This is a genomic window from Pelotomaculum sp. FP (assembly GCF_004369245.1).
GTDB classification, from domain to species: Bacteria; Bacillota; Desulfotomaculia; order Desulfotomaculales; family Pelotomaculaceae; genus Pelotomaculum_C; species Pelotomaculum_C schinkii.
Genome location: NZ_QFGB01000017.1, coordinates 37,056 through 52,343, shown reverse-complemented (window position 1 = coordinate 52,343; position 15,288 = coordinate 37,056). Strand labels below are relative to the sequence as shown.

Genomic DNA, 15,288 nt, shown 5'->3' with positions numbered 1-15,288 from the left:
TAATTATTCTCCAAAAGGGAAATATTTAAACTGTTTCCGGTTTCATCTCCAATGGCAATGATCCTGGATTCCCTTGCAATTTTTGATTCTCTTCGGGGGGACCTTCTGATTTTAAATACTGAACAACTCCAACAAAAAGCTCATGAAATTGCTTTGACCCATGATCCATACCTGAGACGCAGGCCATCCAATCGCCTCTGGCGTGATTTTTATGCAGATGTAAAAGAATTGCGCGCCTTGATACGCTCTTTGCAGGACGGGTCCGCAAGCTGCTCCCAGCCCGCTGAAGAATGGCTGCTTGACCATGCTGAGTTTATCGAAGAACAGGTATTGGTCATCCGGCGCCAGCTCTCCGGTAAATTTTTACGGGATTTGCCGCACCTGCGCAAATCCGGCAAGGCTAGGGTGCTGTCTATCTGCGCCGATTATCTTGAACATGTGGACGGGCTGCTGGACGAGGACTCACTGGTTTCATATACCAATTCGTACCAGGAAGTATCTGTTTTAACCATTGCCGAGGTATGGGCGATCCCGCTAATCTTACGCATTGCCTTAATCCGGCGCCTGGCCGAAGTCATGGAGCTGGTTCGCGAAAGACGAGAGGTGTGCGTGTTAGTCGAACGGTTATTGTCGCGCATAGAGCCGTCGAAGTTGAGTCCGGATCTGCTTAATGAAGCGCTTGAAGCAGCGGGGCAAGAGATGCCGCTCTCCGGCCCGCTGGTCGTCAATCTGATCAGGAGCCTGCGCGAGTGGGCGGAGGATTCGGCCACCGTGCGGGAATGGCTGATGTGCAAATTGGAAAATGGTCCCGAGAGCCTTGATCAAATCGTCTCTTACGAGTTTCAGCTGCAGGCTGCCTATCAAGTTACAACAGGCAACCTGATCGGCAGCCTGCGAAAAATATCGCGCCTTAACTGGCAAGACCGGTTCGAGCAGATTTGCATAGTTGAGAGGACGCTTTGCGAAGAAAGCGCAGGTGTCTACCCCCTGCTTGATTTTTCAAGCCGCGACGTATTGCGAAGGAAGGTTGAAAAATTGGCCCGCCGCTTGCGTGTGCCGGAAAACCTGGTCGCGCAGCACGCTGTCGAGCTTGCGGCCAAGGGGTGCGGGCCGGTCTCTGCGGATCGTGCGCAGGCGGGTGGGGCTGGCGGCTGTCCGGCGCATTTAGAGGAATTGCCCCGCCATGCCTTTGTCTCATACTACCTGCTCGAGCCTGACGGGATCCAAGAACTGCAGCGCGCGCTGAAAGTGTGCAGCGCCACCCGTTATTTGCCGGAAATAGGGGTTTTGCGTCACGCCACCGGTACGTATTTTGCCGTCCTTACTATATTGTTCGCGGCCGCCCTGCTCGTCTTCGCGGTTTGGATCGGAGAGGGCGCGGTTTTTTCAATTGCTCAGTGGGTGTTGATCATGATGGCCCTGTTGTTGCCCGTGAGCGAGTGGGCAATAACCGCGGTACACTGGCTTATAGGGTGCGTCAGGCAGCCGCAGCCGCTGTTGAGATACGATTTCGCGCGCGGGGTGCCACCTCAGGCTGCCACTATGGTCGTCATACCTGTCATCTGGTCCTCAGCCAGAGAAGTGCAGGAAATGGTAGCCCGGCTGGAACTGCATTACCTGGCCAACCGCGATGCAAATATTCACTTCGCCCTCCTGGGTGATCTGGTTGACGCGGCATCGGAGAAACTGCCGGAGGACGCCGGGGTCCTTGACGCCGCCAGGGCCGGCATAGAGGAGTTAAACTGCAGGTACGCCCTCCCCGGCGGGAGTACCTTTCACCTCTTTCAGCGCCGCAGGTTGTGGAACCCGTCCGAAGGAGTATGGATGGGTTGGGAGCGCAAGCGCGGTAAATTGGTGGAATTTGTAGATCTGCTTAAAGGACGGGCCGGTACGACTTACGACCTGATAGCAGGGGACAGCTCTGTCTTGCCGGGCATTCGCTACATCATCACCCTTGACGCGGATACGCAACTGCCGCTGGGCAGCGCGCAGCGGATGGTCGGTACCATCCATTTGCCCTACAACCGGCCACGGTTAAACCGCACGCAGACCCGGGTGGTGGAGGGCTACGGCGTGCTGCAGCCGCACATCGGCATTAGCCACGGAGCTTCTTTACGCTCGCGATTTGCAAGCCTCTGGTCGGCCGATCCGGGCATCGACCCGTATGCCTTTGCCGTCTCTGATCCATACCAGGACGGGTTGGGGCAGGGCATTTTTACTGGTAAGGGAATCTTCGATGTTGAGGCCTTTGCGAAGGTCCTGTGTGAACGTATCCCGGAAAACCGTGTGCTCAGCCACGATTTGCTGGAAGGTGGATTTTTACGCGCGGGCCTCTTGTCGGATATCGAATTAATCGATGAGCACCCGGCGACGTTCAGCGCTTATCAAAAGAGGATGCACCGCTGGGTGCGCGGTGACTGGCAATTGCTCCCATGGCTGTGGCGCCGTGTTCGCGACCGGAAGGGCATTCTCAGGGCGGTTGATTTATCTCCTTTCACCCGCTGGCAGATGATTGACAACCTGCGGCGCAGCCTGCTGACGCCGGTCCTGTTGGCGCTGCTGCTGTTTGGCGTGAGCGTGTTGCCGGGTTCTCCCGGGCGCTGGCTTGCTGTTGTGTTGGCTACCTTGTTTTTGCCGCTATTCCGCCAATTGGCGGCGATTAGAAGGACGTTCTGGCGTCCCAAGAGCCTTTTGGCGACAGCCGGTCAAGTTTTAGTAACCATTATTACCCTGCCGTTTCAAAGCGTTCTGTTGCTGGACGCCATCGGCAGGACCCTGTACCGCTTGTTTGTATCAAAACGCCGTTTGCTGGAATGGGTCAGCGCCGCGGAAGTTGAACGGCGCAGCCGTGCTGGGCGCTATCCGGCGCTGCTGGGCATGTCTGGGGGTTACGCGCTGATAATCCTCCAGGCGCTGGCAGCGGCCACCGCTGCCGTTCCGGCGCTGCGGTGGGCGCTTTGGGCGCTTTGCGCCGGCTGGGCAGCGGCGCCGCTTTTAGTACGCTGGATGGACCGGCCGGCGCAGCGGCCGGAGCGCCCGCCGGCGGCGGCTGAGGAAGCGGAACTGCGCAAGTTGGCGGAACAGATTTGGGCTTTCTTCGAGGATTACGTTACTGAAACAGATCACTGGCTGCCGCCTGATAACGTGCAATTTGAGCCGCCTAACGGGATCGCCCACCGCACTTCGCCCACCAACATCGGGCTTTACCTTGCCTGCGCGCTGGCTGCGCGGGATTTCGGGTTCATCGATACGCCCGGCCTGGTGGAGCGTTTGGAGCGGACAATCAGTACGGTAGAGCGAATGGAGCAGTGGAAGGGCCATCTTTACAACTGGTACGACACGGCAACTCTCGAACCGCTGCCTCCAAAGTATGTGTCAACGGTGGATTCAGGCAACTTTGTCGGCTGTTTGATGACAGTCAAAGAGGGGCTGGCGGAATGGCTCCGGTCGGACCCTGCCGGGTCCGGTCAGCCGGGTTCCGAACGGGCGAGCGTCAAGCATTTGGAAGCGTTGGATGTCGCCTTCGCCGTGGAACTGGCGCCTGATCTGAAGGATTCGTCAGAATGTGCCGGAAAGGATTGGCACAGGCGCGGACAAAGGCTGATCGACCGGATCGAGGCGCTGGTTAGCGGGACAGATTTCCGCCCGCTCTACAATCATCAAGCCAAATTGTTCTCTCTGGGCTACCATACCGGGCTGCGTGAAACTGACCAGGTCCTCTATGACCTGATGGCGTCAGAGGCAAGGCTGTCAAGCTTTATTGCTATCGCCCTCGGTCAAGTGTCCGTATCCCACTGGCATGCGCTCGGGCGGACCATGACCAGGGTAGGGCGGCGAGTCACGCTGCTCTCGTGGTCCGGCACCATGTTTGAATATTTGATGCCCTGGCTATTCTTGCGTACCTACCGGAACACCGTCTGGGACAGCACCTACCGTGCCGTTGTCCGGCGGCAAATCGCATACGCGCACCAAAGAGGGGTCCCGTTTGGGATCTCCGAATCCGGCTACTACGCTTTTGATTACCGGATGAACTACCAGTACAGGGCGTTTGGCGTCCCCGGCCTCGGCTTCAAGCGCGGACTCGAACAAGATTTGGTTGTGGCGCCGTACGCGACCATCCTGGCCTTACCATTTAATATGCGTCAAGGGCTGGAGGATCTGCGCAAACTGGAGGAGCTAGGCGCCCGTGGCGCATACGGCTACTTTGAAGCCATAGATTTCACCTCCGAGCGGCTGCCCAGGGAGCAGGCCAGCGTAGTGATCCGGAGTTTCATGGCCCATCACCAGGGCATGAGCCTGCTGGCCCTCGCCAACCTGCTGACACCGCAAAAAATATACGAACGCTTTCACCGTGACAGGCGCGTGCAGGCTGCGGAACTGCTGCTGCAGGAACGTATTCCGCCACGGCCAACAATCATGAAACATCCCGCCATGAGCTGCGCGCATGCCCCTGAACCGGGGCCGGCGGTGACAGGCGGTGTCCGCGAATTCCTCAGCGTGGACACGCCTGCGCCGGAGGTTTGTATCCTGTCCAACGGGACCTTGACGACCATTTTGACCAACAGCGGCAGCGGGCTGATCCGGTATGAAGGCCTGGCTGTCTCGCGCTGGCAGGAAGATCCGGTGCTGGACGACTGGGGGAGCTACTTGTATATCCGTGATGTTACCCTTGACAAGGTATGGTCGCCGTCGTTTCAGCCGTGCCGGGTGCGTTCTGCACAACAGCGGGCGCAATTCTCTCTTGACCGGGCCACCTTCATGCGTGTGGACGGGGATGTGCAGACGAGCCTTGAAATCTGCGTGTCCCCGGAATGGAATGCGGAAGTACGCAGGCTGACACTAACCAACACCGGGCTTGAAGCGCGGATTATCGAAGTCACCACGTTTCAGGAACTGGCCCTGGCGCCTCCCGGCGCCGACGACGCGCACCCGGCCTTCAGCAAATTGTTCATCAAAACGGCCTATGTGGAGGAACCCCAGTGTCTCTTAGCCCGGCGCAGGCCAGGCCGGGAAGACGAGAAGCCGTTATGGGCGGCGCATTCGCTGATGGTTACAGGCCGGAGTATTGGTCCGGTGGAATACGAGACCAACCGCGCCTGCTTTATCGGCCGGGGCCATACGCTGGCACAGCCGCAGGGAATCCGTTCCCGCCTGCATGGCACGGTGGGCTCTGTGGCTGATCCCGCTTTTGTGATGCGGCGGCGGTTAAGCATCGAACCTGGCGCACAGGCGCAGCTGTTCGCTGTCACAGCCGTGGCAGGCACAAGGGAAGAAGCGCTCGACATTGTCAGCCGTTTCTCTGGAGAGCTGGTGGTTGAACGGACCTTTCAACTGGCCTGGAATCGCAGTCAAATCGAGCTCAGGCACCTGCGCCTGACAGCCGCCGAAGCTACGGTTTTCCAAACGCTGGCGGGCCGGATATTATATACCCCGCCGCTGGGTCAGGAGCGAAAGCTAGGTATCACCGTCAACGTAAAAGGGCAGTCCGGCCTCTGGGCGTATGGAATTTCCGGAGATATTCCGGTGCTCCTGGCAAGGATTAAGGACCGTGCCAATATGCAGTTTTTGGTCAAACTCTTGACCGGTCACGAGTATTTACGCCGCCTTGGGTTGTTTTTCGACCTGGTCATTTTAAACGAATCGGCGGGTGGTTACCAGCAGGACTTGCAGGAAGCCCTGCGGCGGGCGGTGGAGCATGGCGTTGACCGTCATTGCGCCGGAGCCGGCGGTGTCTTTATCATCAATGCCGGCCAGCTTCCGGACGAGGACAGAACGCTTTTCATGGCAACAGCCCGTGTTGTTTTGCGGGCAGACGGCCCCAGCCTCAGGGCGCAGTCCAGACTGCCCCGGCGGGCTGACGTCTTACCGGCCCCCTTCACTCCGGCAGCGCCGTTAAACAGGTTTGCCGCGCCTATCCCGGAAGAGGAGCGCCGGCTGCTGTTCTTCAACGGTTGGGGTGGATTTACGGCGGACGGCCGGGAGTACCAGATCTTGCTCAAAAACGGCAATTACCTGCCTGCGCCATGGAGCAACGTCATCGCCAATCCTCGTTTTGGCTGTCTGGTTTCAGAACTCGGTACGGGTTACACCTGGTGGCGAAACAGCCGTGAGTTTAAGCTGACTCCCTGGTCAAACGATCCTGTACTCGACCCGCCGGGTGAGGCGTGTTATCTGAGGGACGAAGAGAGCGGTGAACTATGGTCCGCCACGCCGTCTGCCGCAGCCAAAGACCAGCCTTACACCGTTACCCACGGCCGCGGCTTCACCTGCTTTGGTCACGAGAGACACGGTGTAAGGGAGGAAATGACCGTTTTTGTGCCCCTTGACGACCCGGTCAAGGTGGTCAAATTGCAATTGCAAAACAGAAGCGCCGGGCGAAGGAGCCTTTCCATCACTTATTATGCGGAGTGGGTGTTGGGTGTGCGTCGCCAGGGAGGCGCATCTTTCATCATCACCGAGTGGGATGAAGAGGCCCAAACCATGCTGGCGCGCAACGCATATCAGGAAACATTTCGCGGAGCGCATGCCTTTTTAGGCGTTTATCCGCAAGAGGATCAGAATTCCACCGGGGTATACGACCTGTCCTGGACGGCAGACCGAAGCGAATTTCTCGGCCGCAACGGGACCCTGGAAAGTCCCGCGGCTTTGAGCCGGGAGCGCCTGTCAGGCCAAACCGGAGCTCTTTATGACGCCTGCGGCGCGGTGCAGTCCAAGCTCATCCTGGAGCCCGGCGACGAACAGACATTGTACATCCTGCTCGGTTGCGAACATTCCCGGGAGGCAGCCGTGCAGCTGGCGCAAAAATACCGCCAACCTCGTGTTTGCGACCAGGCCTTTGAACAGGTGCGGGCATTCTGGGAGGATGTTTTGGACCAGGTTAGGGTTGCTACACCCAGCCCGGAGCTGGATGTACTGTTAAACGGCTGGCTTTTGTACCAGACGCTGGTCTGCAGAATGTGGGCGCGAGCGGCTTTTTACCAGGCGGGAGGCGCGTACGGCTTTCGCGATCAATTGCAGGATGCTCTGGCGCTCCTGCACACCCGCCCCGACCTGGTGAGAAAGCAAGTTTTACTGCACTGCGCCCATCAATATGAGGAGGGAGACGTGCAGCACTGGTGGCATGAAGAGACGCAGCGCGGCATCCGCACGCGTTTCTCCGATGATTTGCTGTGGCTGCCGTATACCGTTGGACGTTATGTTGAGCATACGGGGGACGGCAGTATACTGGACGAGGAGGCGCAGTATCTATATAGTGAACCATTGCCGGAGGGTGAAGCCGAACGCTATGAGCCGACGCAAGGCTCTACCCAGAGCGGCTCTGTTTTTGAGCACTGCCTGCGCGCAATGGACAGGGCGCTGCAACGCTTCGGTGAACACGGGCTGCCGCTGATCGGGACCGGCGATTGGAACGACGGTTTGAGCCGTGTAGGCGCTAAGGGCCGCGGCGAAAGTGTGTGGCTCGGCTGGTTCCTCTATGACGCGCTGACCCGGTTTGCAGGTTTGTGCCGGCAGCGCGGCGATTTGGAGCGGGCGGAACGTTACCGGGGTGTATGCGCCCAGCTGGTCTCCTCATTGGAAAAGCACGCCTGGGACGGGCAATGGTACCGGCGCGCCTTCACCGACGAAGGCCTTTGGCTGGGTTCTATTTACAATGAGGAATGCCGCATCGACGCCATTGCCCAGTCCTGGTCGGTCATCTCCGGAGCGGCGCCGCAAGAGAAGGCGCTGCAGGCGATGCGAGCCTTCGACCGTGAACTGGTGGACCGGGAACTATACGTCGCGCGCCTCTTGACCCCGCCTTTTGATCATACGGAGCCGGCTCCGGGCTACATCCAGGGTTATCCGCCCGGCATCCGGGAGAACGGCGCCCAGTATACACACGGCGCCATCTGGAGCATTATCGCCTGGTGCCGGCTTGGCAGGGGAGAAGAGGCTTTTGAATTGTTTGAGCTGTTAAACCCGCTCAATCATACGCGCACGATTCATGAAGCGCGGCAGTACGGCGGCGAACCCTACGTCATGGCGGCAGATGTTTACACGGTGGAGCCGCACCGGGGACGCGCCGGCTGGACGTGGTATACCGGCGCGGCAGGGTGGATGTATCAGGCGGGGGTGGAGTGGATCCTCGGCCTGCGCCGCCGCGGCCAACGGCTGTACATTTGCCCCTGTATTCCCGGCGCATGGAGGGAGTTTTCCGTAAGCTACCGTTATGGCAGCGCACGTTACCAGATTACTGTCAAAAACCCGTCGCGCCGGTCCGGCGGAGCGTCCGCACTGCAAATTGACGGGCGGGAAGCTGCGTTTCAGGAACAAGAGTTGAAGGAGGGCTGTTACGTTGGATTGCGAGACGACGGGCAGGTCCATCAGGTCGTGCTGGTGTTGTAATCAACCCCCTTCGTGCTCGCGAGCATGCCCATAGCGCAATACACACAGATATGATTTCCGGGGCTTTGAGGTCGCGGTGTAGTTTCTGTGAACCGTTATTGCGTTTTATTTCGTTTTGTAATGTCGGGTGGCTTCTAATCATTTTACTCCTTGACACTGGATCGCCTCGTTACTATACTATAATATATATAACATGATATTCAAATCAAAAGTGTGCTTTGTTTTGCCTCGTTTTGTTTATTTGGGTCTCGAATGCATAACGAAAACAAAGAGAAAAAATGTAAAAAAAATAAGGGGTAGTACTCAAACGAATTGAGTTCGTTTAGCTGCGCTCTCTTAGTGCAGCTTTTTATATTTGTATTTGGAGCCGCTCAACATATCAGAGAAACTTATCGGCAGAATACGTCCCATTAGAGCTTGGTCTTGGAGGCAAAAGGACGGCCGGGATCGCCTTGGCTGTGGCGGCCGCAATTCAGGCTGTAAAATATCAACGGACTGGTGCTTTTATGAGTAAAAGAAAGCTATAAAAAATTTTTTGAGCTAATAAATTCAAGATGAAGTATTACCATATGGTGGACAGAAAATATGCATTCATCGCTGAAGAAATTGATCCTGATTTTACTGCCGGTCACAGCCTTTTTATTTTCCTTTGCAATTGGACGTTATGCCATTTCAATCCCGCAGCTCATGTCGACCTTATACGGCCATTATTTTGGCAGCGTAACGGGAACGAACCTGGAAACTGTAGTCTTTAATATCAGGTTGCCGCGTATTTTTGCCGGTATGCTGGTAGGGGCAGCCTTGTCTACTGCAGGGGCAGCCTATCAAGGGATGTTCAAAAATCCTTTGGTCTCCCCGGATATTTTAGGCGCTTCAGCTGGCGCCGGATTTGGAGCTTGCCTGGCGATTTATCTTTCTCAATCCGGGTTGATCATTCAGGTTTCGGCCTTTCTTTTCGGACTTGCCGCTGTGTTTTTGGCCTATTTGATCAATGTCAAGCTGGATTATGACCCCATACTGGGTCTGGTACTTGGCGGAATCCTCATTAGTACTCTTTTTTCCTCAGGTACAGGGGTATTGAAGTATTTTGCCGATGCCAACGATAAACTCCCGGCCATTACCTTCTGGCTGATGGGGAGTCTATCTTCTGTGAATAAAAGGGATCTCATAATGGTTTTAATCCCTATGTTGATAGGCTTCACCTCCCTTTTTCTTGTCCGGTGGAGATTAAATGTGCTTGCGTTCGGCGAAGAAGAGGCCCGGGCGCTTGGGATTAATACCAAAAAACTCAGGTTAATTGTCATTATCAGTTCGACTTTGGTGACAGCCGCATCAGTCTCCATCTGCGGTATGGTCGGATGGATCGGCCTGGTTATTCCCCACCTGGCCCGTGCAATCGTCGGTCCCAACTATAGAGTTCTCATGCCGGTGACGTTTATCGTCGGAGCAACTTATTTATTGCTGATTGATGATGTGGCTCGCTGCCTTGCCTCAGTCGAGGTCCCCCTGGGTATTCTCACCTCTTTTATCGGTGTACCCTTCTTTATCTTGATTTTTAAAAAAAATGTAAGGGGATGGAAGTAATGCTGGAAGTTGAAAGTGTTTCTTATTGCTATGACCAAAGCAGAATACTCCATGATATCTCTTTCAAGGTTGAAGCCGGTGAACTGATGTGTGTGTTGGGCCCGAATGGCTGTGGCAAGACGACCCTGCTTAAAAATATCCTCGGACTGTTGACTCCTTCTGCCGGTTCCGTCCGGATCGATGGTGATGATGTGCAAAAATTATCTCCTAAAAAACTGGCTCAAGTGATGGGCTATATTCCGCAAGCGCATACCCCGCCTTTCCCCTATAAGGTTTTCGACGTTGTCCTTATGGGAAGGACGGCTCATTTATCCAGCCTCGCCCTGCCAAATAAAAAAGACGAAGAAATTACCTATGAGTCTTTAGCCAAACTAAACATTACCCACTTAAAAGATAAAATTTATACCAAGCTCAGCGGTGGGGAAAGACAGCTGGTCCTGATTGCGCGGGCTTTGGCGCAGCAACCAAAAATACTGATTATGGATGAACCCACAATAAGCCTGGATTTTGGTAAGCAGAATGTCGTGCTTGAACACGTGCGACTGCTTTCCCGGAAAGGAATAAGCATCCTGATGGTCACTCATGATCCGGGGCATGCGCTTTTCTGTGCCGATAAAGTGGTAACTCTAAAAAAAGGCAGATTATTAAGAATTGGGCTCCCCCAAGACGTGATCTCTGAAGACTCGATGCGGGATATGTATGATACGGAGGTGAGAATTGGTAAGTTCAAGCTGCCGGATGAGAGGACGATTTGTGTTTGCGTTCCTGTCCCTAAGCCTTCAGAGATTTGTATGAGCGCGTAGCCAAAGTGCTTGCTTGCCATGCCTCAGGGCACAGCTTAGCTTAACTTTGTTAGAAAAAATTCTAAAGGGGTGATGTGCGAAATGATAAAGACCAGGAATTTTGCTATTGCTTTTCTGTTGATTCTTTCAGTCATGATCTGTACCCTTTTTACGGGTTGTCGCGACAAGAGCGTATCCCAGCAATCGACGACACAAACCATTACCGATCATGCCGGAAGGGCGCTAACCATTCCTGCCCAAATCAATAAGTGCTACTATACAAGCCCTCTGGGTATGATCATGATCTATTCCCTTGCTCCGGATAAGATGGTTGGGTGGTCTATGCAGTTAACGGACAAAGAAAAGAAATACATACCTGACAAATATCACTCTCTTCCCTTCCTGGGTGGATTGCAAATGAACGGTAAGATCAACACCGAAGAACTGCTTAAGGCCAAACCGGATGTCATATTCGCAGTTGGACCCGATGCCCTTACCGATACCACAAAAAGTGACGCGGACAAACTCCAGGAACAGCTTAACATTCCGGTGATTGTTGTGGACGGGGATATCAAGAGTACGGAAAAGGCTTATACTTTTATCGGACGGCTCCTCGGAGTTGGAGACAAGGCCAAAGAACTTGCCTCTTATTGCAATAAGACTATGAATGAGGTTACGGAAGCAACTCAAGCAATACCTGAAGAAAAGAGAGCAAAAGTATATTATGCCGAAGGGCCCAAAGGACTTGCCACAGAGCCTAAGGGCGGAAGCCATGCCCTTGTTCTCGATCTGGTCAATGGAAATAACGTTGCTCAAGTTGAAGCCAAAGGCGGCAGCGGCATGAGCAGTGTATCCATGGAACAAGTCTTGAAATGGAATCCTGATGTCATTTTGGCCTGGGGCGCGGATGCCGGAGGCGCTTATGATCTTATCCGGACAAGCCAGGATTGGGCAAATATCAATGCCGTTAAAAACAATAAAGTATATGAGATACCGAATTACCCGTTCAACTGGTTTGATCGTCCGCCTTCGGTCAACCGGTTCCTGGGCTTGAAATGGCTGGCGGCAACCCTATACCCGGATACTTATAAGGTGGATATGGTCAGTGAAGTAAAGAATTTTTACTCGTTGTTCTATCATGTTGATCTATCGGATGCTGACGCCAGGGAATTGCTGAAGAATTCAGGGCTAAAAGTAAATTAACTAGTAATCCATCTTCAAACTTCGATTGTTGTCCGGCGCTCGGCGCAAGCATGAACCTCGCATGAAAAGGGAGCAGTATTTGGGGGTGTAGATTAATGGAAATGAACGTGCCGGAGTTCGATAAAATCGCCCGTGAGGTGTTTGCTCCGGTTTATCCGGTCCTTGCATCTCAAATTAAAGAAAAATCAGGCAAGGCCAGGGGGACATGCCTGGATATTGGCTGTGGCGGTGGCTATCTGGGCATCGCAATGGCCGGGATTACGGATTTTAAGGTTTATTTGTTTGACCAGTCGCAGGAAATGCTGCAAATAGCCTCCCAAAACATTGTCAGCCGGGGTGTGCAAGACAAGGTGCAGACCCTTTGGGGGGATGTCCAGGAGATCCCCCTGGAAGATGGGTCGATTGACCTGGCCATGAGCCGGGGGTCGGTGTTTTTTTGGAAAGACCACTGCAAGGCTTTCCAGGAAATATACCGGGTGCTCAAGCCGGGTGGTATAGCTTTTATTGGCGGCGGCTTTGGCTCAAATGAACTCAAAGAGCAGGTGGCTGCCGAGATGCGGAGAAGAGACCTGGAATGGCGGGGCAGGACGAAAAATCATAATAGTGATGATAACCTGGTGCGTTATAGAAGCGCATTGCGGCAGTCGGGCATACCTTCCTATGATGCGGCCAGAAATGAAACGGGTTTATGGGTAACCATAAGGAGAGAGGCTAATGCGTTGTAATATTTGTGAAAGGGGCTGCCTGCTGCCGGAAGCGGGTACGGGCGCATGCGGGCTATACAGCAGAATAGGGCGGGAAATCGTAGAGCTGTATCCGGACAGGTACCTGATTATCTGTCCTATTTCCATAGAAACAATGCCTTTATTGCACTTTTATCCGGGAGGAAAATTCCTCCAGATTAGTACGGCTGGCTGTAATTTTAATTGCGATGGCTGTATTTCAGCAGCCATTGTCAAGGAAATGGATCCAGCCAGCCGGGCGTTTCATCATCTGTCCCCGGAGCAGGTCGTGGACGAGGCCGTCAGAAACGATTGTATCGGAATTACCTTTTTAATGAACGACCCCCTGGCGTCCTTTCTAACCTTTATCAATGTTGCTGAAGCTGCCAAAGCGCGCGGCCTTCTGGTTGGCTGTTCCTCCAACGGTTATTTTACCGAAGCATCCTTGGACAAAATCATTAAGCTCCTTGATTTTGTCAATATAGGTGTGAAGGGGATGTCCGGAGAGGCTTATAGCAGATGTGGAGGGGGCACGCCGGCGCCGGTTTTGAGGAACATCGAAAGGTTCTGCCAGAGCGGTGTACATGTGGAAGTATCCTGTATTTGCAGCAAGGGGCATAATCAAGAGATACTTATTCTGGCTGATTACCTGGCAAATATTTCAGCAGATATACCATTGCAGGTGATGAGGTTTATACCTGTGGAGGGAGCCGAACTGGCTTTAGAGGAATCAATACGCAAGGCCGAAGGCCTGCGGGACATGCTCAGAGAAAAACTAAATTATGTGTATTTATTTAATTCCCCCGGGGCCGAATATCTCAACACATTATGTCCCGGCTGCGGTGAGTTGATATTAAAACGGGATTTCTACGGGCCGATGGGGGCAAAACTTAAGCCTGCAGGACTTGGGTTGGGTGAAAAAAATTGCTGCCCGCGATGCGGGCGTGAGTTAAATATTAAGGGATTTGTGGCAAAAAAAGTTTACCAGGAAGGAGATTTTCAGGGGGGATACCCTTTTACCAGGGCTTTGGAAATGATGGAAGCTATACTAATTGCTATGGGGGTAAGGGAGCAACAAAAGGTTGTGCGAATTTGGGAGGATGTGCTTTGCAACAACAACCTGGGTAGATTTCACGATGACATCCGGACTCCCCGGGCATATATCAAAACCATCCGGCATTTTGGCGGCCTTATTGGGTTACAGGATAAAGCTGAAGCGCTGGCTAAGTATTTGGAAGAAAAATTGTTGCTCATTGAGAGCGGCCTGCGTACAGTAGATAGGAAACCACGGGTGTATTACGCCATGGGAAAACCCAATTTTTGCATCAAGGGAGGCCGCCTGGAAAACCAGCTGGTAGAAACGGCAGGCGGTACCAGTGTCAACAGGGAAATAGACTGCGAAGGGAGACCGGGCATGTCGATTACCCTTGAGCAGCTGGAAGCGCTCAATCCTGAAATTATTTTCATCTCGTCTTTTATGTCTTCACCGGTTGATGATTTTTACGAAGAATGCCTCAAAGCCTGCTTAGATGTGGAGGCAGTAAAGAATAAAAGGATATATAATTTACCGGCGCCCTGCTGGGACTTCGGCAGCCCCCGGTGGGTGCTGGGCCTGATGTTTATAGCCAACATCATCCATCCCGGCATATTTCATTTTGATGTGCTTGCTGAAGCGAAGGTGTTCTATGATAAGTTTTACGGAATGGAGTTTTCACTGTCTGACACCAACCTCTCCTTTGGCAAGCCCAGCTGCAGCTTTAAGTGGGACACACAACCGGAGATGTTAAAAAAGGGGGGCGAGACTTGCCGGCAAACATTGTCCTTAAGCCCATCGGCATTGTGATATCCCGTTATTCTGATCCAAAGCGGCCTTCTGATACGCATGAAAAAGCTGCAATAGAGATCTACCCGGAATATGAGGAAGCGCTCCTGAGGATTAGAGAACACTCGCACTTTTGGATCTTGAGCTGGTTTCACCTAATGGATCGCCGTGCTCTGACCGCCGCCCCCTGCAGGTTAAATCATCACCTGCCGGAGTACGGTGTTTTCGGGCTCCGCTCGCCAGCGCGCCCCAACCCTATTGGCCTGAGCCTGGTAACACTGGACCGGGTGGAGGGAAGGCGTCTATATGTCACTGGATTAGACGCGGTGGACGGGACACCGGTGCTGGATATCAAGCCGTACTTCGAAGACGACATTATCTTTTCACCGCGCACGCCCCATATTTATCCGTTAAATAGGGAGATGCACAGGAGCATATTATTGAAACAGGCCCTGGCGCACCACCAGGAGGAATGTATTGATCTCCTGCTGGCAGTGCGCATGTCCCTGATTGCAACAGACCGGCTGGGGCAACTGAATTCTCCTGACCTCTATGTTACGGTGGAAGGATCGCCTTGCCTGGCCGACACCATCCAGGGGCTGTCCAGAGCCAGACTGGCTAACCCGCCCCGCTTTACATACCGCCCGGACGCATCACTAGGACGCACGACCTGGCGCCGCGGGGGAAAAGTTCTGATTATTACAGCGCGGCAGCTGCTGGAGAAGGGAGATTTCTTGGCGCTTTCCGATGCGGATATCCTGGAAGTAAAAGAAAGGAAGGATTGAGTAGC

Annotated in this window: 7 protein-coding genes; all 7 read left to right on the top strand. The window is 53.9% G+C overall.

Features of this window, described 5'->3' with window-relative positions; all coding sequences use genetic code 11:
* Nucleotides 1–51: 51 nt before the first annotated feature.
* The 7 genes from Psfp_RS08970 (at nt 52) to tsaA (ending at nt 15,283) form a co-directional block, all read left to right on the top strand.
* Nucleotides 52–8,385 carry a glucoamylase family protein gene (locus tag Psfp_RS08970; RefSeq protein WP_243120555.1) on the top strand — a complete coding sequence of 2,778 codons (8,334 nt, stop codon included), beginning with the start codon at nt 52–54 and terminating at the stop codon, nt 8,383–8,385.
* Between the two features lie 585 nt (nt 8,386–8,970).
* Complete coding sequence (locus Psfp_RS08965) at nt 8,971–9,969, top strand: iron ABC transporter permease (RefSeq protein ID WP_134218200.1); 999 nt, start codon at nt 8,971–8,973, stop codon at nt 9,967–9,969.
* Nucleotides 9,969–10,772 (top strand): ABC transporter ATP-binding protein, encoded by an 804-nt coding sequence (locus tag Psfp_RS08960; RefSeq protein WP_134218199.1) that lies wholly within the window; start codon nt 9,969–9,971, stop codon nt 10,770–10,772. Before Psfp_RS08965 ends, Psfp_RS08960 begins: the two co-directional genes overlap by 1 nt.
* 81 nt (nt 10,773–10,853) lie before the next feature.
* Nucleotides 10,854–11,954 carry an ABC transporter substrate-binding protein gene (locus Psfp_RS08955; RefSeq protein ID WP_205079521.1) on the top strand — a complete coding sequence of 367 codons (1,101 nt, stop codon included), beginning with the start codon at nt 10,854–10,856 and terminating at the stop codon, nt 11,952–11,954.
* A gap of 95 nt (nt 11,955–12,049) precedes the next feature.
* The gene (locus Psfp_RS08950) at nt 12,050–12,679 is read left to right on the top strand and encodes a class I SAM-dependent methyltransferase (protein ID WP_243120554.1); all 630 of its coding nucleotides are present in this window, start codon (nt 12,050–12,052) and stop codon (nt 12,677–12,679) included.
* Nucleotides 12,669–14,519 (top strand): radical SAM protein, encoded by a 1,851-nt coding sequence (locus Psfp_RS08945; protein ID WP_134218197.1) that lies wholly within the window; start codon nt 12,669–12,671, stop codon nt 14,517–14,519. The genes Psfp_RS08950 and Psfp_RS08945 overlap by 11 nt, the downstream gene beginning before the upstream one ends.
* Nucleotides 14,480–15,283, top strand: a complete 804-nt coding sequence (gene tsaA / locus Psfp_RS08940; RefSeq protein ID WP_134218196.1) for a tRNA (N6-threonylcarbamoyladenosine(37)-N6)-methyltransferase TrmO — start codon at nt 14,480–14,482, stop codon at nt 15,281–15,283. Before Psfp_RS08945 ends, tsaA begins: the two co-directional genes overlap by 40 nt.
* Nucleotides 15,284–15,288: the final 5 nt, after the last annotated feature.

Bases quoted from the DNA above. Each gene is read 5' to 3' on its own strand.
- Psfp_RS08970 (WP_243120555.1), top strand. From the start codon at position 52: ATGGCAATGATCCTGGATTCCCTTGCAATTTTTGATTCTCTTCGGGGG.
- Psfp_RS08965 (WP_134218200.1), top strand. From the start codon at position 8,971: ATGCATTCATCGCTGAAGAAATTGATCCTGATTTTACTGCCGGTCACA.
- Psfp_RS08960 (WP_134218199.1), top strand. From the start codon at position 9,969: ATGCTGGAAGTTGAAAGTGTTTCTTATTGCTATGACCAAAGCAGAATA.
- Psfp_RS08955 (WP_205079521.1), top strand. From the start codon at position 10,854: ATGATAAAGACCAGGAATTTTGCTATTGCTTTTCTGTTGATTCTTTCA.
- Psfp_RS08950 (WP_243120554.1), top strand. From the start codon at position 12,050: ATGGAAATGAACGTGCCGGAGTTCGATAAAATCGCCCGTGAGGTGTTT.
- Psfp_RS08945 (WP_134218197.1), top strand. From the start codon at position 12,669: ATGCGTTGTAATATTTGTGAAAGGGGCTGCCTGCTGCCGGAAGCGGGT.